Source organism: Telluria sp. ZT3P39 (assembly GCF_059685935.1).
In genome coordinates, this window is sequence record NZ_JCASIH010000016.1 from 70,732 (window position 1) to 91,181 (window position 20,450).

The window sequence follows — 20,450 nt, forward strand, 5'->3', positions numbered from 1 at the left end:
GCCTCTCAGTCCTTCGACACCAGCGACTTGCGCAGCTTGAATGCTTGAAAACGGATCAGCCGATCGGTATCGAGCATAACAGGATGCCGCTCTCCATAGAGGGCGAGCAGCTGTTCGCGTAATGCACGGCCCTCCTCGTCCTCGTGCGTACCGTCTTCGATCTTGTCGGTGTAATCGACCAGCCACTGGGCCTCGTCGACCGGCGGGATGGGATTAACGCCCATGATATCGCAAAGCGCCACTGCACTTTCGACCCCTTTGATTTCCAGCAAGGGCGCCTGTGCTTCCCACTGGTCCAGCCTGTTGCGAAACACCATGCGGATATTCTCGCGCTTTATCGAGGTCAGTACCTGGGGGCTGTGGGTGGTCACGATAAACTGCAATTCCGGAAATGCGTCCGATAAGTCGGACAGCACGGTTTGCTGCCAGCCAGGATGAAGGTGCATGTCCACCTCGTCGATCATGACGACGCCCCGGGTGCTTTTCGGCGCGTCCGCGCCCAGGTGTGTATTGAGTTTGTAGCAGCGATACGCGATGTCGCCGACCAGTGCCAGCATGTTGCGGATACCGTCGCTCAACTGGCTGACCTTGAGGACGCCATGCGTGGCATGACGCAGTACGAGATCATCGTGCTCGGCGCTATACCCCAGCCCGTTCCAACCGGTGTGCTCGCGCAGCAGCGTATCGACTGCGTTTTGCACTGCTTTGAAGGGCGCACCAAGTCCGGCAGCGCTCTCGGCATCCAGCGGAAGTTGATTCTGGAGGTTGCGCATCTGGGCCTGCAGGTAGGACTTGTGGACGCGGCTGAACCATACGGCGAAATGTTTGTAGCTCGACGCCGGATCGAGGCAATCCCGATAAGCGAACGTGCGCGACTGCGACTGCGGATCCGCTTCCACATGGATCGACATCAGCTTCTTCTGCGCCCAAAGGCGGCCGGTGCCGTAATAACCCAGCATGGGAAGGTCGTCAGGCGTGCCCGGCTGCTCCGAAAAGATTCGCTCCTCCAGCGCCCGGGCCGCGTCGCTCACGCTCAGCGCGCCTGCTGGCACGATGTCCTTGGTCTTGGTCCCCTTTTTAGCGCTATCCCGACACCGCACTACCTGCCACGGCACCTCGGCAGCAAGTACAGGGGTCGCGCCTGGTCCCGTAGCGTTGATGCGAATACCCGATGTGCCGAGAATGCCATCCAGCACCAGCCTCAACACATTCATTGTGCCGACAGCCTTGATCTCCGCAGGCAAGCGCCATTCCATAGAGAACACGCCATCCGGCGACTGTTCCTGCGCCCGCCGCACGTCATCGATCTGAATACTGGTCACGTCGTTCGTGGTGCTGCCCATGTCGAAACCGGCCACATAAGGCCAGAGTGCTACCTTGATCGCATCGAGAATCGAGGTTTTGCCTTGTCCGTTGGGCGCCACCAGGACGGTTAGCCGAGGGTGGAGATCCAGTGACAGCGCGTCGAAGCAACGGTAGTTTTTCAGGTCAAGCCGGTGAATTCGCATAATTATTCTTTCAATGTGACCGCATTTTACATCGCCGCCAGACGCTTTCGTGGCGCCTTCAAGCCCGGGGGATTTGCCTGGACCGGGGCCATGTCATGCCGCGCACGGCCGCCTTTTCTTCAATCCCCTTTCGCCACACCCTCGCGCCTTGGATCGGCCCCGCCATACCACAACGGCACCCCATGCACCTCGATGCGCTGGATGCCATGCAGCCCGGAGGTCTGCTCGCCCAGCCGTACTTTGTGCCCGCGCGCATTCAGGGCCTCGATCGTGGTGGAAGGGAAGCGCCCCGCTTCCAGCTCGGTCGGGCCGTTGCGGCTGCCGAAGTTGGGCAGCGCAATGGCCTGCTGCACGTTCAGGCCCCAGTCGAGCGTGCCGACCAGCACCTTGGCGACGTAGTTGATGATGGCCGGGCCGCCGGGCGAACCCACCGTCAGCACCAGCTTGCCGGTCTTTTTATCGAACACCACGGTCGGCGACATCGCGCTGCGCGGGCGTTTATTGGCTTCGACGCGGTTCGCCACCGGGCCGTCGGCGTCACGCGAGGCGAAGGAGAAATCGGTGAGCTGGTTGTTCAGGATGAAGCCATCGACCATCTGGCGCGAACCGAACGCGTCTTCGACGGTGGTGGTCATCGCCAGTCCCATGCCGTAGCCGTCCACCACCGCCACGTGCGAGGTGGACGGGGTTTCGATGGCGTTGTCGCGGCCCCACTTCCAGGCCACTTCCATGCCGGGCGGCGTGCCGGCCGGCGCCTCGCCCATCGAGCGCTGGCCTACCAGCTTGGCGCGCTGCGCCAGGTAGGCCTTGTCGATCAGGCTCGGGATGCCGCGCCCCGGCAGCGGGACGAAGTCGGTGTCGGCGGCGTAGCGGTTGCGGTCGGCGTAGGCCAGGCGTCCGACTTCGCTGAAGACGTGCAGCGCTTCCGGTCCGGGCACGCCATTCGTCGGGGCCAGCGCGCGCATGTCGATGGTCTCGAACATGCCCAGCATCTGGGCCACGGCGATGCCGCCCGACGATGGCGGCGGCATCCCGCACACGGTGTAGGCGCGGTAGTCGCTGCAGACCGGCACCCGGACCTTCGGCTGGTAGGCGGCGATGTCAAGGGCGCTGAGCAGGCCCGGGTTGGTCGGGTGGCCGGCCACCTTCGCCGCGATGTCGCGCGCGATGCGGCCGGTGTAGAACACTTCGGCGCCGCCATCGGCGATCTCGCGCAGGGTCCTGGCCAGCGCGGGATTCTTCAGGACGTGGCCGATCGGCCAAGGCTGGCCGCCGTTACCGTAGAAATAGCGCGCCGCTTCCGCATCCTTGCGCAGGTGGACGTCGCTCGACAGCAGCGCATGCAGGCGCGGGCTGACCTTGAAGCCCTGTTCCGACAGGCGGATGGCGGGGGCGAAGAGCAGCTTCCAAGGCAGCTTGCCATGCTGGCGATGCGCCAGCGCCAGCATGCGCAGCACGCCCGGCGCGCCGGTCGACCGGCCACCGACGACACCATCAAGGCGCGACACCGGGCTGCCGTCGGCACGCTGGAACAGGCGCTCGTCGGCCTTCGAGGGCGCGGTCTCGCGGCCGTCGAAGGCCTGGGTCTGCTTGCCGTCATAGTGGACCAGGAAGGCGCCGCCGCCGATGCCGGACGATTGCGGCTCGACCAGGGTCAGCACCAGCTGGGTGGCAATCGCCGCGTCGATCGCGCTGCCGCCCTGCTTCAGGATCTGGTAGCCGGCTTCCACCGCCAGCGGGTTGGCCGCGGCCACCATGTAGTTCTTCGCGGGCCAGCCGGATTTCTCGGCATAGCCGGTGGCCGCTTCGGGGGCGGCCTGGCGCGTGTCCTGTGCGTACAGGGGCGTGGTGCACACCAGCGCCAGCGCGAGGACAGCGCCGCGCATCGTCGTATTGTTCAATCGTTTCTCCAAAAAGCAAAACGGGCGCGCAGCTTGCGCCGCGCGCCCGACATTTGGCTATCCTACAACAATTGGCCAGCGCTTACAGGAATGGCTTACTTCGGCTGCATCCGGATCGCGCCGTCGAGGCGGATCGTCTCGCCGTTGAGCATGACGTTTTCGATGATGGCCTTGGCCAGGTGCGCGTATTCCTTCGGCATGCCAAGGCGCGGTGGGAACGGGACCATCTTGCCGAGCGACTCGCGTACTTCTTCCGGCATGCCCATCAGCATTGGGGTCTCGAAGATGCCCGGAGCGATGGTCATGACGCGGATGCCGCTGCGCGCCAGGTCGCGCGCCATCGGCAGGGTCATGCCGGCCACGGCGGCTTTCGAGGAACCATAGGCGGCCTGGCCGATCTGGCCGTCGAAGGCCGCGACCGAAGCGGTATTGATGATGATGCCGCGCTCGCCGTATTCGGCGCCATCGAGCTTGCCCATCGCGTCGGCCGCCAGGCGGCACATGTTGAAGGTACCGACCAGGTTGATGTTCACCGCGCGCTGGAAAGCGTCCAGCGGGTGCGGGCCGTCCTTGCCGACGGTCTTGATGGCCGGCGCCACGCCGGCGCAGTTGACCAGGCCACGCAAGGTGCCCAGCTTGCCTGCCGCTGCGACGGCCGCCAGGCCATCGGCTTCGGAAGTGACGTCGCACTTGACGAACTGGCCACCGAGCTCGGCTGCCAGGGCGGTGCCGGCGTCGACCTGCACGTCGGCGATGACGACCTTGCCGCCCGCTTCGGTCAGCATGCGTGCCGTGGCTGCTCCAAGCCCCGACGCGCCACCGGTCACGATGAACACATTGTTCTGAATTTGCATGGTTTTCCCTTATAAAAGTTCTAGTAGCCGCTGTTCATGACGTTAACGTAAACGTCAAACAGCGGCATTGTAGCGAACTTTCGACAGGAAAAACCATGCCTGCCCTGCCTCTGGATCAAAAGCACTGCATGGTGGCGCCGCTGCGCGTGCACAGCTGGCCGCTGCTGCTCACTGCCGTGTTACCGGGGCCGGCGGCGTTATAGCCGGCGCCCGCCGTGTCGGTGCAATTGCCGCCGATACAGCCCACCACCTGGGTCGACGAAGGGCCGGCCGGCCGCGGCGCCGCCTGGGGCTCGGCGCGGGGCGCCGGCGGGGGCATCGGCGCCGCGATGCGCGGCGTGCTCTCGATGCGCTGGTCCACGGATCGCCGCAGCGCCTGCTTGCCCTTCTTGCTTGGCGGCTTGCGCTTGCCTGCGTCCTGGCTCGGCTGGCCCTGCTGGGGCTGGGCGGCTTGCGGCGCCGGACGGGCCGAGGGATCCACTTCCAGGTGCTTGCTGGTCGGCGGCTGGCCGGCGCGCTCTTCCTGCGCCTGCGGACGGGCTTCGCCGGATGGCAGTGGGGCAGCCGGCGGCGTCGGGGCCGGGGCCGGTGTCGCCTGCGGATTCAGGACCGGGCCGTAGGTGGCGCTGTCGACGGGTTTGCTCGGCGTCGGCGTTAGCGCCGGCTGGTCCTGGGCCAGCGCGCTCGCCGAACCCAGCGCGAACAGCACGGCAATGGTGGACTTGATGGGACTCATGGCGCACCTCATGCAATTCGAATGGTCAGGCGACCATTATCGGCCTGCGCCCCCGCGCGGGGCGCACACGACGGATTGTCGGACGGTAACGCGCGGCAGGCAGCCGCGAGCGCATGCGAAGATCGGGCCATCGATTGATGCGAGGAGCAAGGATGAACCAGGTGCGGATCCAGGAAGACGACCATGTGCGCGGCAGCCGCGATGCCGATGTCGTCATTGTCGAGTATGGCGATTTCCAGTGCCCGTATTGCGCGCGGGCCCGGCCCACCCTGCTTGAACTGCAGCAGCGCCATGGGGACCGCGTCGCCTTGGTCTACCGCCACCTGCCGCTCGGGATGCACCCGCATGCCGAGCCCGCCGCCGAGGCCGCGGAGGCCGCCGGCGCGCAGGGCAAGTTCTGGGAAATGCACGATGCGCTGTTCGAGCGCCAGACGCAGGTAACGCCGGGGCAGTTGCCGCTGCTGGCGCGCGAAGTGGGGGTGGATGGGGCGCGTGTCGAGGAGGAGCTGGCGCAGAGGCGCTACCGCGAACGGGTCGCGGCCCAGGCGGCCGAAGGGAAATCGCTGGGGGCAACCGGGACGCCGAGCTTTTTCATCAATGGCGAGCGGTATGAGGGGGATTCGGACCCGGAGTCGTTGACGGCGGCCGTCGAACGGTATTTGTAGGGCGGGCGGGTCTCCCGCCCGCGCGTTCAACCATCCGGAGAACACCCACGTCGTATCAATTCACGTGGATTTGAACGCGCGGGCGGCAAAGCCGCCCACCCTACGGGTTAACGAAAAACGGCCCCGCGGGGCCGTTTCACCTGGCCGGAAGCTTATTCCGACAGCGCCGCGAACGCCGCGTCGCGCACCTGGTCGACCGGGCCGACGCCGGTGATCTTGCGGTATTTCGGCGCGCCAGGCAGGCCGGACTGTGCCCACTTGTTGTAGTAGCCGAGCAGCACTTCGGTCTGGTTATGGTAGACCGTCAGGCGCTTGATGACGGTTTCTTCCTTGTCGTCGTCGCGCTGCACCAGCGGCTCGCCGGTCACGTCGTCGATGCCCTCGACTTTTGGCGGGTTGAACTTGGTGTGGTAGACGCGGCCCGAGCCCGGGTGGGTACGGCGGCCCGACATGCGCTCGACGATCAGGTCGTCCGGGACGTCGATTTCAAGCACGTAGTCGATGGTCACGCCGCTGTCTTTCATGGCGTCGGCCTGCGCCACGGTGCGCGGGAAGCCGTCGAACAGGTAGCCGTTGGCGCAGTCGGTTTCTTTCAGGCGCTCTTTCACCAGGCCGATGATGATGTCGTCCGATACCAGCTGGCCCGCATCCATCACCTTCTTGGCAGCCAGGCCGAGTTCGGTCCCGGCCTTGATCGCCGCACGCAGCATGTCGCCGGTGGAAATCTGGGGGATGTTGAACTTTTCCTTGATGAAGTTAGCCTGGGTGCCCTTACCGGCTCCCGGTGCTCCTAGCAGAATGAGACGCATGAGTTTCCTAGATTCCTAGAGGATGTTGATGATTATTATGTTTGCCGACGATCGGGCTTGATGCATATCTGGTTACCTTGACACGAAAGTTACCACAAAAGTTGGCATTAACGCCAATCCAAAGGCCGCCTGGAAGCAACTTTTGATCTGGCGCAGAAGGCCTGGAATGTGGCTGTTCGCGCGCTCAGTTCGGGTAATGGCGGCGCACGCGCGCCAGGTCGTCCGGCGTGTCCACACCGCCCGGCGGCGCACTGTCGGTGACGTGCACGGCGATCGGATAACCGTGCCACAGCACGCGCAATTGCTCGAGCGCCTCGATGGTTTCGAGCGGCGCGGCTTCCAGCGCCGGATAGGCCTGGAGGAAGGCATTGCTATAGGCGTACAGGCCGATGTGGCGCAGCGGTGCGTAGCCCATCGGCAAAGAATCCTGAGTCGCAGCGAAGGCATCGCGGTGCCAGGGAATCGAGGCGCGCGAGAAATACAGCGCCCTCCCCGCCTTGTCGAGCACGACTTTCACCACGTTCGGGTTGAACACGTCGGCCACGTCGAGGATCGGATGGGCGCAAGTGGCCATCGGCACGCCGTCGCGAATGCGCGCGGCGCAGGCCGCCAGCAGGCCCGGGTCGATCAGCGGCTCGTCGCCTTGCAGGTTGACCACGACTTCCTCAAGCCCCAGGCCCAGTGCCAGTGCGACTTCGGCGATGCGGTCGGTGCCCGAGGGGTGGTCGGCGCGCGTCATGCAGGCTTCGATGCCGTGCGCGGCGCAGGCCGCCAGGATGTCGGGGTGGTCGGTGGCGACGATGATGCGGGAAGCACCGGATTCGCGCGCGCGTTCGGCCACGCGCACGATCATCGGCTTGCCGCCAAGGTCGGCCAGCGGCTTGTTCGGCAGGCGGGTCGAGGCCAGCCTGGCCGGAATGATGACGGTAAAGCTCATGCGGCCGCTTACACCGGTTCGATCTTGCGCGCCTGGTCGGCCCACATGATCGGAATCCCGTCGCGGATCGGGTAAGCCAGGCGGTCCGGGCGGCAGGTCAGTTCCTGCGCCTTCTTGTCGTACTCAAGGGGGCCCTTGCACAGCGGGCAGACCAGGATATCAAGCAGTCGAGCGTCCACGACATTTCTCCACGATTTGTTCGGCCAGCGCAGGATCGATCCGCGCCGTCACCGGCACGACCCACAAGCGCGGGTCGTCCTTCAGGTTATCAAGTTGCCGACATTTTACTGCATCCTTCTCCGTGATCAGGATGACATCGGCATCCACCGCGTCGAAGGGACGGTCGAGGAAGTCGTGGTGGTCGGGCAGCGGCAGCTCGCCAAGCGTCAATCCGGCCGCGCGCAGCATGGCGAAAAAGCGCCCCGGGTTGCCGATGCCGGCGGCCGCGACGATGCGCTTGCCGATCAATTGTTTCAACGGCAGGCGCGCGCCAGGCCGGGCCAGCGGCTCGGCGAACTCGCCCGCCAGTTGCATCTGGAAGGGCTGGCCGCCGACCGACTGCGCCAGCGCCGGTGTGATCTCGGGGGCATTGACCACGGTGAAATCGCGGCGGCGCGAAGGCGGCTCGCGCAAGGGGCCGGCCGGCAGCAGCCAGCCGTTGCCGACACCGCGGCCGTCGAACAGGACGATCTCGATGTCGCGCCCCAGCGCGTAATGCTGCAGGCCGTCGTCGGTGATGAGCACATCGACGTCGGGGTGGGCTGCCAGCAGGCTTCTTCCCGCTTCCACCCGCCGGCGTCCGACCACGACCGGGCAGCCGGCGCGCGCCGCGATCAGCAGCGGTTCGTCGCCCACTTCGGCCGGACTGGACAGGGGCGTGACTTCCCGCGCAGACGCTTCCGCCCCGCCATGGCCGCGCGAAATCACGCCCGGGCGCATGCCGGCCGCACGCAGCGCCTCGGCCAGCCAGATCGTCAGCGGCGTCTTGCCGGTGCCGCCAATAAAGATATTGCCGACCACGATGACCGGCACCGGCAGCCGTTCGCTCTGCTTGAGGCCGAGACGGTAGAGCAGCGCGCGGACGGCGGCCAGCAGCCGGAACACCAGGGCGAGCGGCAGCAAGGCGAGCGCCAGCGGTCCGCGGCGCAGCCAGGCGCGGGTCAGGGTCGATTCGAGGAAAGGCGATGCCATGCTGGAGGCGGCGGGCGCGTACCGAACGCGCCCGGCCCGCTTACTTCTTGGCGCCGGTCTGGGCGGCGAAGGTCAGCTTCTCGAAGCCGGCCACGCGCGCCGCTTCCAGCACGTTGATGACCATCTGGTGCATCGCGAACTGGTCGGCGTTGACGATGACGACCGGATCCAGCGCCGGTTGGCCGCCGGGGCCGCTGCGGGCGGCGGTCTTCAGGTCTTCGGCCAGGCCGGCGACGCTGTGGAAGGACACCGGCACATTGTTCACCGTGTAATTACCCTTGGCGTCGATCGTGACATTGATCTCGAAGGGACGCTGCTCGGCCTTGGCCGCATCCGCCGTCGGCAGCGTGATCTGCAGCTCGGTGAACTTGCTGTAGGTGGTCGAGACCATCAGGAAAATCAGGACGACCAGCAGCACGTCGATGAACGGGATCAGGTTGATCTCCGGTTCTTCGCGCTGGCGGCCGCGGCGGAAATTCATCATTTGCGGGCACCGTGGACGACGTCGACGAATTTCACGGCCTGCAGTTCCATCTCGACGATGAAGCTGTCGACCGAGGAGCGGAAGTGGCGGTAGAACACCAGGGCCGGCATCGCGATGGCCAGGCCGAAGCCGGTGTTATACAGCGCCACCGAAATGCCGTGCGCCAGTTGCGCCGGGTTGTTGCCGCCGGTCGGGCTCTGGGCGCCGAAGATCTCGATCATGCCCACCACCGTGCCGAACAGGCCCATCAGCGGCGCCAGCGAGGCGATGGTGCCGAGGGTGGTCAGGAAACGCTCCAGGCCGTGGGCGACGCCGCGGCCGGCTTCCTCGATCGATTCCTTCATCACGTCGCGCGGGGCGTCGACATTGCGCAGCGCGGCGGCCAGCACGGTGCCGAGCGGCGAATTGTGTTCGAGCTTGTCCACCACGTCGGGAGTGACCTTGCCGGCGCGGTAGACGCGGATGACTTCGTCCAGCAGTTGTTTCGGGAGGATCTTTTCGCGGCGCAGGTAGATCAGGCGTTCCACGATCAGGGCGACAGCGACGATCGAGGCGATCAGCAAGAGCCAGATTGGCCAACCTGCAGCTTGGAAGATAGCGAGCAAAAGAAACTCCTGGGGCGTAAGAAATCAATTCAGCAATGTAACTTGTTGCTAGCACTGCGGCAAGTGCATTACACCGGAGGTTCTGCACATCTTCTGTGGATAAAAATGTGCGCAAGCCTCTGCGATCAAGCAAACACCCTTGATTTGAAAGGGGATTTCAGGCGTGCGCAAGAAAACGGCACGTGTCAGATGGGGCCGCCCGCTTTTGAGGTCGCTTGTCTTGAACCGTATTGAGTCAGATCAAACTTCTGTAGTTACGAACAAATTCTGTGGACAAAATTGTGCGCAATGGGCTGTTGGTGATGCCAAGCGATTGATTATTAAAGATAAATTTCTTTAGCGCAAAAATTGAGCAGCACGAGCCTGGGCGTTTTTCACTACGGCTCTGTGAGCTTCCCCACACTTTTTGTGGACAATAATGTTAGCAAGCCGCTTTTCTCATGGATAAGACCTTGATTTTAAACAGAAAATGCATACTGCACAAAATTTAATCACTCAGCCATTCAGCCACAGTTTCGGTGCAAAAATAGCGATCCTGGCATCAGTTGTTCAGCGATTTGACGCAGGATGCAAAGAAAGTTCAGCTCTGCACAGATTTTGTGGATAACAATGTGATGAAGCTGATGGACTCTGGCATAAGTCCTTGATTCCAAAGGATCGAAGCAGTCCTGCCACCGAAACGTGCAGTTGAGGAAAATGCTGCGCTGGGCGGTGACCCGGCCACGGCCGGACGGATGAACGCCCTGCCCCGATTCGCCTCGCCGCCGGCTATGCACAGCTTCTGTGGACAACAGTGTGGTCAAGCGCATCCGTATGCATGCTAAGTCCTTGACGCATAAGGAAAGAGTGCGGCGAGCCTCAAAATGTCGCAGTCTTGTGTCTTATGGATGAGTTGCCCACAGTTTTTGTGGATAAACTCCTCTCCACGCAGCTACTGGCGTCTGCAAGTGCTTGATTCTAAAGCAGAAGCAATAGAATGCATTGAAAAAAGGCAACACCGGCATCTGCATGGCAATCGGTGCGCGTCCATGCGCACGGCTGCCGCCGGCACTTGTCGTTTTCGGGTAGATGTGACATAAGCATCACCTTTGTCCGTTATCCTTCGCATCCCATGGAACGTCCAGCCGACGCTGATCCCGCCTACACCGCCCCGCCCGTCATGACCGTGACGGCCCTGAACCAGCAGGTTGCCCGTTTGCTCGAACGGAGTTTTCCACTGGCCTGGATCAGCGGCGAAATCTCGAATTTCACCCGCGCCAGCTCCGGCCACTGGTATTTCACGCTCAAGGACGATGCGGCCCAGGTCCGCGCCGTGATGTTCCGCAGCCGCGCGCAATATGTCGGCTTCAATCCACGCGAAGGCGACAAGGTCGAAGTGCGCGCGCTGGTGACCTTGTACGGGGCGCGCGGCGACTACCAGATCAATGTCGAGACGATCCGCCGCGCCGGTGTCGGGGCGCTGTATGACGCCTTCGTGCGCCTGAAGGAAAAGCTGTCCAGCCAGGGGCTGTTCGACCAGGACCGCAAGCGCGCGCTGCCGCTGTTCCCGCGCACGATCGGCATCGTCACCAGCCCGCAGGCGGCCGCCCTGCGCGACGTGCTCACCGCCCTGCACCGCCGGGCGCCGCATGTGCGCGTCATCCTCTACCCTGCCCCTGTGCAGGGACAGTTCGCCGCGGCCAAGATCGCGGAAGCCATTATGACGGCGTCGACGCGGCGCGAAGCCGACGTGCTGCTGGTCTGCCGCGGCGGCGGCTCGATCGAGGACCTGTGGAGCTTCAACGAGGAATGCGTGGCGCGCGCCATCGATGCCTGCACCATCCCCGTGATCTCGGGCGTCGGCCACGAAACCGACTTCACCATCGCCGACTTCGCCGCCGACGTGCGCGCCGCCACGCCTACCGCCGCCGCCGAATTGGCGGCCACGCCGCGCGCGGACTGGCTCGGCTCGCTGTCCGCCGACGCCCAGGACCTGCGCCGCGCGATGCGCCGCAGCTTGTCGGAAGCCAGCCAGGGCGTGGACAACTACAGCCGCCGCCTGCTCAGCCCGTCGGCCCAGATCCGCCACCAGCGCGTGAAGCTGCTGTCGATGGCGGCCGCCATGACGCATGCCGTGCGCCTGCCTGTGAACCGCCAGAGCCTGGTGCTGTCCCAACTGCAGCAGCGCTGGGTGCGCTACCGGCCAGACCTGCGCACCCTGCGCGCCCAGCTGCTGTCCGAGGGACGCCACCTGAACGCAAGCCTGGGCAACGCGGTCAAAGGCAGGCGCGACGCGCTGGGCGCCCTGGCGGCCCAGCTCGAGCTGCTGAACCCGCAACGCACGCTCGAGCGCGGGTATGCGATCGTCCGCAATGCCAAGGGCGAGGTGCTGCGCGACCCGGCCCAGATCAAGGCGCGCAACAAGCTGACCGTGCGCCTGGCCGGGGGCAGCGCGGAGATTGGCGTATCCAGCGTGCAAGCCGTGCCGGCCGACGCGCCCGAGTGAACTGCCAAGCCTGCAACATCACGCCATCCGGTTTAGAATAACGCCGCTCTGGAACAAAACCTGTCCAACCAAATAAGGAAGAAAACATGGAACATACCCTGCCGCCACTGCCGTACGCCAAAGACGCCCTGCAGCCGCACATCTCGGCCGAAACCCTGGAATACCACTACGGCAAGCACCACCAGACCTATGTCACCAACCTGAACAACATGATCAAGGGGACCGAGTTCGAAAACATGTCCCTCGAAGAGATCATCAAGAAGTCGTCGGGCGGTGTGTTCAACAATTCGGCCCAGGTGTGGAACCACACCTTCTTCTGGAACTGCATGACCCCGAACGGCTCGGGCGCGCCAAGCGGCAAGGTTGCCGACGCCATCAACGCCAAGTGGGGCTCGTTCGACAAGTTCAAGGAAGAGTTCACCAAGGCCGCGCTGGGCAACTTCGGTTCCGGCTGGACCTGGCTGGTGCAGAAGGCCGACGGCAGCGTCGACATCGTCAACACCTCGAACGCCGGCACCCCGCTGACCACCTCGGACAAGGCCCTGCTCACCGCCGACGTCTGGGAGCACGCCTACTACATCGACTACCGCAACGCCCGCGCCAAGTTCCTGGAAGCCTTCTGGAACGTGGCCAACTGGGAATTCGCTGAACAGAACATGGCGTAAGCCGGTCCTGTTTCGACCTCCCCTGTACGGCCCGCTTGCGGGCCGTTTTTCGTTAACGCCTCGCCGATCGACCCTCGCCGCTTGACCGGCATCAGCGCGCAGCGCGCACCCTTGGCGCACCGGCCCTCGCCCGACATGCCCTCTCGTAGAATACCGTTGCCATATCGATGGCGGCGACCTCGCCCTTGGGGCAAGCCCGACAAATCCACGGCGCAAGAGTGTCATGACGAATGCATGCAGTACGGGGGGTGGTGGCGGCAGTTCCTTGCACGGCATGGTGGGACAGTCGCCCCGGTTCCAGGCCGCCGTGCGCTTGATCTCGAGAATCGCGGATGTCGATGCGCCCGTGCTGATCGAGGGGGAAACCGGTACCGGCAAGGAACTGGCGGCGCAGGGCATCCATTACGGCAGCAGGCGGCGCACCAAGCCGTTTATTCCGGCCAACTGCGGTGCGATACCGGAAAGCCTGATCGAAAACGAGCTGTTCGGCCACTCCCGCGGCGCGTTCACGGACGCGGGCGCCGCAGGGCCGGGATTATTGCGGCTGGCGCACCAGGGTTCCCTGTTTCTCGACGAAATCGATGCACTGCCGGCACGCGGCCAGGTGGCGCTGCTGCGCTTCCTGCAGGATGGCCAATATCGCCCGCTCGGCGCCAGGCATACGGAGTCGGTGGACGTGCGCATCATCGTGGCCTCCAACCGCAAGCTCAAAACCCTGGTCGGCGAGCGCCGGTTCCGCGAAGACCTGCTGTTTCGCCTGCATGTTCTGTCGGTGGAAATGCCGGCCTTGCGCGATCGCCCCGGCGATCCGTGGTTGCTCGCGCATCATTTCCTGAACAAGTTTACGCGGCGTTACGAGAACGCCTCCGATCAACGACACCGCTCGCTGGCTGCCCATGCGCACGCCTGGTTCGATGCCTATGCGTGGCCGGGGAACGTGCGCGAACTGGAAAACCTGGTTCACCGCGTGTTCCTGCTCGAGGACGGGCCGGAGCTGCAGCTGCCTGCCCCGGATTTCCTCGCGCCCGGCGACGCCGGCCGGTGCCCCCCGCAGGACGCCGGCGACGCCGCGCAGCCCTATGCGCCGGCCCGCACCCAGGCACTCGACGCCTTCCACCAGCACTACCTGCGCTCGCTCCTGCTCCGTACCCGGGGCAACGTCACCATGGCGGCCGAGCTGGCCGGCAAGGAAAGGCGTGCCCTCGGCAAGCTCCTGCAGAAATACCGGGTCGACCCTTCCCTTTTCCGTCAGTGAGCCCGGCATTTCCGGTGCGCTTTGCACGCCCGCGCCGGGTCGAAAATGACCCAGCGGGTCAGGCCGGGCCGGGTGCGCGCTGACCCGGTCCGCGCCCATTGGCGCCCGCCCCATCCTGGTATCACGGGATGTTCCGGCCCATCCATGGCTGGCATGTGGGTTGCTTTGTCATTGCAGGCAGGGGAAGGCCGGGGCATCTTGCCGCGGCCTGTCCGTACTGCAAACGAAAGGAGCGGGCGATGCCATCCACAGCGGGGAACCAGCCGGATCCAGAGTCGAGCGAGCATGACGTGGACGGGCATGTGGTCCGGATCGTCCAGGGGCTTGAGCACGAGGAATTGTGGATCGACGGCACACGCCGCCGCTTCTTCAAGAATTCCGGCGGCTATGTCCTGGCCGACCATGCCTATGTGCCCGCGTGCGAGAGCCTGCTCGAGGCGGTGCGCCGCTACCTGAGCCAGGCCGAGGGCGCGAAGCCCGGCCAACAGCGGGGAGAGCGATGATGCGCTGCCGAAAGAACTTTACTGAGCTGAGCCCCGTTGAGCGCGAGCGGCTCGCGGACGCGCTGAACGACGCGTTCAGCCGCGGCGTCATCAGCGACTTCGCCGGCGAGCATGACGAGCACTTCAATCACGGCATCCACTGGGGGCCGGCCTTCCTCCCGTGGCACCGCCACTTCCTGCTCCGGCTCGAATGGGAGCTGCGGCAATTCGACGACCGGGTCAGCCTGCCCTACTGGGACTGGACGCGGGCCGATTCGCGCGACCTCGACGTCGAGCCATGGAAATCCTTCTTCGGCGGACGCAACAACACCGGCGGCCGCTTCGACCATTGGGACTATACGCGCCGCAGCGACTCCGCCGGCGTAGTGCTCCCGAGCCTGGCCAATGTGCTTGGCGAGCTCGGCGCCACCAGCTACCCCGCGTTCCGGGCAATCGAATGCGGCACCCATGTTCCCGGCCACACCTGGACCGGCGAAACCATGGGAGGCGGGCGCTCGCCGGACGATCCCCTGTTCTATCTCCACCACGGCAATATCGACCGCCTCTGGGCCATCTGGCAGCTCAATCACCCGGCCCCGGCCTTCGAGCAATATTCGGGCGCCACGAGCACCTGCAACGAAGACAGCGATGCCTTCGTCGACCTGAATTCGCCCATGCACGGGGGCGCCACGCCCGCGTCCATGCTCAACCATGTCGCGCTCGGCTACGTCTACCACCGCGACGACCTGTTGCTCGCCGGCGCGCTGGCCCAGGGAATGACGGGCTTCATCGCGGGCGATCCGCTCACGGTGGTGCTCGACACGCCGCAGGTCACCTTCAACGACGTGCCCGAGGGCGACACGACCCACCGCGCGGCGCTGTTCCGGATCAGCGGCTGCGGGGGGCTGATGTTCGAGGCGGCCATCACCTCGGGGCCGTTCACCCTCGCCGACCCAAGTCCGTATTCCTTCCCCGGCGCCAGCTTCCCGACCGACCAGTTCCGGATCTGGGTCCAATACACCGGCCGCGCTCCCGGAACCTTCGACCAGGGAACCATGCGGGTCGTCGCGCGCAATACCTTCGGCGACGAGCTCTGGCGCGACGACGATGTCCCGATCGCCGCCAACTCCGTGCGCCGGCCGAAGGCCTCGGTCACCCTGGTGCTCGACGAGTCCGGCAGCATGCTCGCCAATGCCGGCAACAACCGGATGCGCCTGGAAGTACTCCAGTTCGCCGCCACCACCTTCGTCGACCAGCTCTACGACGACAATGGCGTCGCGATGGTCGCCTTTTCCGATGCCGCCCAGACCGTCCGCGACCTCGAGCCCGCCGGTGCGCTCACCTCAGGCGTGCGCAACGATGTCCGCCTGAAGATCACCCAGCACGGGCCGCCCGACGCCTATCCCCACACCTGCATCGGCGCCGGCATCGAGCAGGCCGCGAACCTCATCGGCGCTTCGCCGATCCGGGGCGACTTCGAGATCAATGCCACCGTCGTCTTCACCGACGGCATCGAGGACCGCTCGCCGCGGATCGCCGACGTGCGCCATCTCATCACCGACCGGGTCTACGCCGTGGGCGTCGCCGATGCGGCGAACGTCCAGAACGACGTCCTGCGCGCGATCGCCAACGATTCGGGCGGGTTCATGCTGGTCACGGGCGCGCTTGCGCAAGATGACGAATTCCTGCTGGAGAAATTCTTCATCCAGGTCCTGGCCGGCGTCCTCAACCGGGACATCATCCGGGATCCCGAGGGCTCGGTCGGCTTCGGCGAGGTGGCGCGCGTTCCCTTCTCGATTACGCGCTCGGACATCGCCTTCGATGCCGTCGCCCTGACCCGGGCGCCGCAGTTCCTGGCCATTGCCTTGCAGGCCCCGGACGGGACGATCATCGGGGTGTCCCAGCTCCCGTCCGACGCCTACCGGCCCGGGGCGACCTCGCGCAGCTTGCGCGTGACGCTACCAGTCCTGCTCGATGGGAAAGAGCATTGGGAAGGCGAATGGCAGCTGCTGCTCGCGCTGATGGGCCGCGGCGACGCCGGCAAACTGGCGAACCTGCCCGGCGCCGGCGCGGTGGCGGGCCAGGCGGCGCGCCTGTCCTTCCATGCCTTGTTCCATGCGCGCTCCAACCTGAACATGCGCGCCACGCTCAGCCAGAACGGGGTCGCGCCGGGATCGACGCTCTACCTGCGCGCCACGCTCAACGAATATGCGCGGCCGCTCTCCACCCACCCCTTCATCAACGCCACAGTGACGCTTCCGGACCGGTCGACTACCGTCCTGCCGCTGCACGAGACCGATGTCGGGGTCTTCGAGGCAGCGATGCTGGCCACACAGAACGGGGCCTACCGCTTCCACCTGCTGGCCGAAGGCCTTGCCTCGCGCGGAGCGAAGTTCACGCGCGAGCAGCTGCTGACGGCCGTGATCGGCCGGGCGCCCCAGCCGGGCGATCCGCGGCCGGGCGAGGGCGGCGAGGACGGCAACGGCGGCAACGGCGGCAATGGCCCGGGCAAGGACGGGTGGAAGGACTTCCTCTGCTGCCTGCTGAGCGAACGCGTACTCACGGGCCGGTTCGCCGAATTTGCCAAGCGCATCGGCATCGATATCGACCAGCTGAGGCGTTGCGCACGGCGCCTGTGCGAGCACCGCGACGAGCCACCGCCACCGCCGCCCCTGCGGTGAGCGCCAACCCGGGAAGGGCCGCCCGTGACCGCGGGCTGCCCTTTTCCATGCCGGGCAGCCCGGCTAGCGGCCTTCCTGCAATCGCTGGCGCAGGAAGTCCACGCACACCCGCACCCTGCCCGACCCGGCGAGCCGCTGCGGGTAGACCGCCCACACGTTCGCCGGCTGGGTGTATTCCGGCAGCACCTGCACCAGCGCGCCGCTATCGAGGTAGGCGCGCGCGTCCCACTGCGAGCGCAGCACGATGCCGGCGCCCTCCACTGCCCACATCGAGGCGATCTCGCCGTGGTTGGTGGACAGCGCGCCCGACACCCGCACGGTCTCTTCGCCGCTCTTGCCGTGCAAGCGCCAGGTGCCGAGCGGATGGTCGCGCTCCTTGATCGCCAGGCACTGGTGGCCGGCGAGCTCAAGCAGCGTCCTCGGCACGCCGTGCTGCGCCAGATAGGCGGGCGCGGCGCACAGGATGCGGTGGTTGTCCATGAGCTTGCGCGCCACCAGCTGGGGCGGGATGCTGTCGCCGATGCGCACGTCCAGGTCGAATCCTTCGGCTACCTGGTCAACCAGCCGGTCGAATACTTCGAAGCGGATCTGCAATTTGGGGTGCGCGGCGGCCAGCCGGGCGATCACCGGCGCCACCAGCTGGCGCCCGAAGCCGAAGCTGCTGCAGATGCGCAGGCGTCCGGCCGGTTCGCGGCGGCGCTCCGACAGGTCGTCGAGCATGTCGTCGAGCTGCTCCAGGATGAGCTGGGCGCGGCCGTACACCTGCGCCCCGTCGTCCGTGATCACGATGCGCCGCGTCGAGCGCTCGAACAACAGCACGCCCAGGGCGTCTTCCAGCATGCCGATGCGCTTGCTGACAAACGCGGGCGACATGCCGAGCTCCTCGGCCGCGCCGCTGAAGCTTCCCTTGCGCACCACGCTCACCAGCACCCGCAGGTCGCCGTTTTCCACATTATTCACGATTCGTGTTCCATGAGCACACAATGGCATGGATTATAAACACTTCGTTTCTTTGCTAAGCTTGATCACAATATCAACACCCCATTGAGGAAACACGATGAACACCCACAAGATCGCCGTCATCGCCGGGGATGGCATCGGCAAGGAAGTCATGCCGGAAGGCCTGCGCGTTCTGGAAGCGGTGGCCGGGCGCTTCGGCATCCAGTTCGACTTCGTCACCTTCGAATGGGCCAGCTGCGACTATTACGCGCAGCACGGCAAGATGATGCCGGACGACTGGAAGGAGCAGCTCGCAGGTGTGGAGGCGATCTTCTTCGGCGCGGTCGGCTGGCCCGACATCGTCCCTGACCACATCTCGCTGTGGGGCTCGCTGCTGAAGTTCCGGCGCGAGTTCGACCAGTACGTCAACCTGCGCCCGGTGCGCCTGATGCCGGGCGTGCCCTGCCCGCTCGCGAACAAGCAGCCGGGCGATATCGATTTCTACGTGGTGCGCGAGAACACCGAAGGCGAATACTCGGCCGTCGGCGGACGCATGTTCGAAGGCACCGAGCGCGAACTGGTGCTGCAGGAAGCGATCTTCACCCGCCACGGCACCGACCGCATCCTCAAGTATGCCTTCGAGCTGGCCCAGCGCCGCCCCAAAAAACACCTGACGGCCGCCACCAAGTCGAACGGCATCGCCATCTCGATGCCCTACTGGGACGAGCGCGTCGCCGCCATGGGCGAGTCCTACCCGGAGGTCCGCTGGGACAAATACCACGTCGACATCCTGGCGGCGCGCTTCGTGCTCTCGCCCGAGCGCTTCGACGTGGTGGTGGCCTCGAACCTGTTCGGCGACATCCTGTCCGACCTGGGCCCGGCCTGCGCCGGCACGATCGGGATTGCGCCATCAAGCAACCTGAATCCCGAACGCAATTTCCCTTCGCTGTTCGAGCCGGTGCACGGCTCGGCGCCTGACATCTACGGCAAGAACATCGCCAACCCGATCGCGATGATCTGGTCGGGGGCGATGATGCTCGAGTTCCTGGGCCATACCGAGGCGCACGATGCGGTCGTGGCGGCGATCGAGCATTGCCTGGTGAAGGGACCGCGCACGCCGGATATGGGCGGGACGGCCAATACGACCGAGGTGGGTATGGCCATCAGCGAGCGGATCGCGGCGGCGCGATAGCCGCGTGGGCTGGATGTAAGATGTTCGTACCGGACTGCATTCATCGCGCCTCACATGTCATCAAACTGTACGCAAACGTCCCCACTTTGTAGGGACTGTGCTTTTAGACAAATGGTCTTATACAATCTTGGACCAAGGAGAATATGAGCATGTACCGAGTGATGTTGGTGGAAGACGATGCGCGCCTGGCCGAGCTCGTCATGGAATACCTGTCCGGCTATGAATTCGCGGTCGACCTGGTCACGCGCGGCGACGCGGCGCTGGAGCGCTTCAAGGCGCTGTCGCCGGACGTGGTGGTGCTCGACCTGATGCTGCCCGGACTGGACGGCATGGTCGTGTGCCGCCAGCTCCGCGAGATTTCCGAGGTGCCGATCCTGATCCTGACGGCGCGCGAGGATTCCTACGACGAGGTCTCGGGCCTGGAACAGGGCGCCGACGATTTCGTGAACAAGCCGGTGCAGCCGCGCGTGCTGCTGGCGCGCCTGCGCGCGCTGATGCGGCGCACCCAGGCCAAGGGCGGCCATGACGCGCGCGTGCTGCAGTTCGGCGCGCTGCGCATCGTCACCACCGACCGCAGCGTGAGCTGGCGCGGCGAAGCCTGCGTGCTGTCGAATACCGAATACAAGCTGCTGCTGGTGCTGGCCGAAGCCGCCGGCCGCGTCCTGTCGCGCGATGCGCTGCTCAAGAAGATGCGCGGAATCGAGTTCGACGGCCTGGACCGCAGCATCGACAACTGCATCTCGAAGCTGCGCCGCAAGTTCGACGATGCGGAGTCGGAGAAGATCAAGACGGTGTGGGGCGAAGGCTACCTGTTCTCGCCATCGGCCTGGAATTAGCCACGGTCTCGTAGATCCTATGATGAAAAGAAAGTGAGCCGATTTGCAGATTGAGTCCTAACCTGAGAGTTCGAAACGCAGACTTAGGAGATCAACACCTCACCACCAACTTCGGGGTCAGGTTGAGGCAGTCCGTGATTCATGGACATCCAAATAGGGGACAATATGCCCCGGAAGGATAAACATGAACCCGAAAAAGAAGCAGCTCCCATCCAAGCGGGAGAT

General features: G+C 65.1%; 19 protein-coding genes. 8 read left to right on the forward strand and 11 right to left on the reverse strand.

Annotation, left to right across the window (positions count from 1 at the left end; translation table 11 throughout):
• Positions 1-5 precede the first annotated feature (5 nt).
• From AC56LR_RS15475 to AC56LR_RS15490, 4 genes are all read right to left on the reverse strand, one after another.
• Positions 6-1,508 (reverse strand): AAA family ATPase, encoded by a 1,503-nt coding sequence (locus AC56LR_RS15475; RefSeq protein ID WP_497131682.1) that lies wholly within the window; start codon positions 1,506-1,508, stop codon positions 6-8.
• A 119-nt stretch (positions 1,509-1,627) separates the two neighbouring features.
• Positions 1,628-3,394 carry a gamma-glutamyltransferase gene (gene ggt, locus AC56LR_RS15480; protein WP_497131702.1) on the reverse strand — a complete coding sequence of 589 codons (1,767 nt, stop codon included), beginning with the start codon at positions 3,392-3,394 and terminating at the stop codon, positions 1,628-1,630.
• 110 nt (positions 3,395-3,504) lie between these two features.
• Positions 3,505-4,263: a 3-hydroxyacyl-CoA dehydrogenase gene (locus tag AC56LR_RS15485; RefSeq protein WP_171084763.1), complete on the reverse strand. Its 759-nt coding sequence runs from the start codon at positions 4,261-4,263 to the stop codon at positions 3,505-3,507.
• 115 nt (positions 4,264-4,378) lie between these two features.
• Positions 4,379-4,999 (reverse strand): hypothetical protein, encoded by a 621-nt coding sequence (locus AC56LR_RS15490; protein WP_497131683.1) that lies wholly within the window; start codon positions 4,997-4,999, stop codon positions 4,379-4,381.
• A 152-nt stretch (positions 5,000-5,151) separates the two neighbouring features.
• Here AC56LR_RS15490 and AC56LR_RS15495 point away from each other — a divergent pair, with 152 nt between their 5' ends.
• Entirely contained in the window at positions 5,152-5,664 is a 513-nt protein-coding gene (locus AC56LR_RS15495; RefSeq protein WP_497131685.1) for a DsbA family protein, read from the forward strand.
• Between the two features lie 152 nt (positions 5,665-5,816).
• Here AC56LR_RS15495 and adk read toward each other — a convergent pair whose 3' ends face one another.
• From adk to AC56LR_RS15525, 6 genes are all read right to left on the reverse strand, one after another.
• Entirely contained in the window at positions 5,817-6,473 is a 657-nt protein-coding gene (gene adk / locus AC56LR_RS15500) for an adenylate kinase (RefSeq protein ID WP_497131687.1), read from the reverse strand.
• A gap of 184 nt (positions 6,474-6,657) precedes the next feature.
• A complete protein-coding gene (gene kdsB / locus AC56LR_RS15505) occupies positions 6,658-7,410 on the reverse strand; it encodes a 3-deoxy-manno-octulosonate cytidylyltransferase (protein ID WP_497131688.1) in 753 nt (250 codons plus the stop codon).
• A gap of 8 nt (positions 7,411-7,418) precedes the next feature.
• Entirely contained in the window at positions 7,419-7,589 is a 171-nt protein-coding gene (locus AC56LR_RS15510; RefSeq protein WP_081926130.1) for a Trm112 family protein, read from the reverse strand.
• Entirely contained in the window at positions 7,570-8,601 is a 1,032-nt protein-coding gene (gene lpxK / locus AC56LR_RS15515; RefSeq protein WP_497131690.1) for a tetraacyldisaccharide 4'-kinase, read from the reverse strand. The genes AC56LR_RS15510 and lpxK overlap by 20 nt, the downstream gene beginning before the upstream one ends.
• 40 nt (positions 8,602-8,641) lie before the next feature.
• Complete coding sequence (locus AC56LR_RS15520) at positions 8,642-9,082, reverse strand: ExbD/TolR family protein (RefSeq protein WP_497131704.1); 441 nt, start codon at positions 9,080-9,082, stop codon at positions 8,642-8,644.
• Positions 9,082-9,690 (reverse strand): MotA/TolQ/ExbB proton channel family protein, encoded by a 609-nt coding sequence (locus AC56LR_RS15525; RefSeq protein WP_497131692.1) that lies wholly within the window; start codon positions 9,688-9,690, stop codon positions 9,082-9,084. The genes AC56LR_RS15520 and AC56LR_RS15525 overlap by 1 nt, the downstream gene beginning before the upstream one ends.
• A 1,111-nt stretch (positions 9,691-10,801) precedes the next feature.
• Here AC56LR_RS15525 and xseA point away from each other — a divergent pair.
• The 5 genes from xseA (at position 10,802) to AC56LR_RS15550 (ending at position 17,258) form a co-directional block, all read left to right on the forward strand.
• Complete coding sequence (gene xseA, locus AC56LR_RS15530) at positions 10,802-12,175, forward strand: exodeoxyribonuclease VII large subunit (protein WP_497131693.1); 1,374 nt, start codon at positions 10,802-10,804, stop codon at positions 12,173-12,175.
• An 86-nt stretch (positions 12,176-12,261) separates the two neighbouring features.
• Positions 12,262-12,840 carry a superoxide dismutase gene (locus AC56LR_RS15535; RefSeq protein WP_497131695.1) on the forward strand — a complete coding sequence of 193 codons (579 nt, stop codon included), beginning with the start codon at positions 12,262-12,264 and terminating at the stop codon, positions 12,838-12,840.
• A 274-nt stretch (positions 12,841-13,114) separates the two neighbouring features.
• Entirely contained in the window at positions 13,115-14,095 is a 981-nt protein-coding gene (locus AC56LR_RS15540) for a sigma 54-interacting transcriptional regulator (RefSeq protein ID WP_497131706.1), read from the forward strand.
• Between the two features lie 239 nt (positions 14,096-14,334).
• The gene (locus AC56LR_RS15545; protein ID WP_497131697.1) at positions 14,335-14,598 is read left to right on the forward strand and encodes a hypothetical protein; all 264 of its coding nucleotides are present in this window, start codon (positions 14,335-14,337) and stop codon (positions 14,596-14,598) included.
• Positions 14,595-17,258 carry a tyrosinase family protein gene (locus AC56LR_RS15550; protein WP_497131698.1) on the forward strand — a complete coding sequence of 888 codons (2,664 nt, stop codon included), beginning with the start codon at positions 14,595-14,597 and terminating at the stop codon, positions 17,256-17,258. The genes AC56LR_RS15545 and AC56LR_RS15550 overlap by 4 nt, the downstream gene beginning before the upstream one ends.
• Positions 17,259-17,321: 63 nt before the next feature.
• On the opposite strand, the gene AC56LR_RS15555 is transcribed toward AC56LR_RS15550, so the two are convergent.
• Positions 17,322-18,218, reverse strand: a complete 897-nt coding sequence (locus tag AC56LR_RS15555; protein WP_497131700.1) for a LysR substrate-binding domain-containing protein — start codon at positions 18,216-18,218, stop codon at positions 17,322-17,324.
• 97 nt (positions 18,219-18,315) lie between these two features.
• Here AC56LR_RS15555 and AC56LR_RS15560 point away from each other — a divergent pair, with 97 nt between their 5' ends.
• The gene (locus AC56LR_RS15560) at positions 18,316-19,389 is read left to right on the forward strand and encodes a tartrate dehydrogenase (RefSeq protein ID WP_497131701.1); all 1,074 of its coding nucleotides are present in this window, start codon (positions 18,316-18,318) and stop codon (positions 19,387-19,389) included.
• 149 nt (positions 19,390-19,538) lie between these two features.
• Positions 19,539-20,225: a response regulator gene (locus AC56LR_RS15565; RefSeq protein ID WP_497131708.1), complete on the forward strand. Its 687-nt coding sequence runs from the start codon at positions 19,539-19,541 to the stop codon at positions 20,223-20,225.
• Positions 20,226-20,450: the final 225 nt, after the last annotated feature.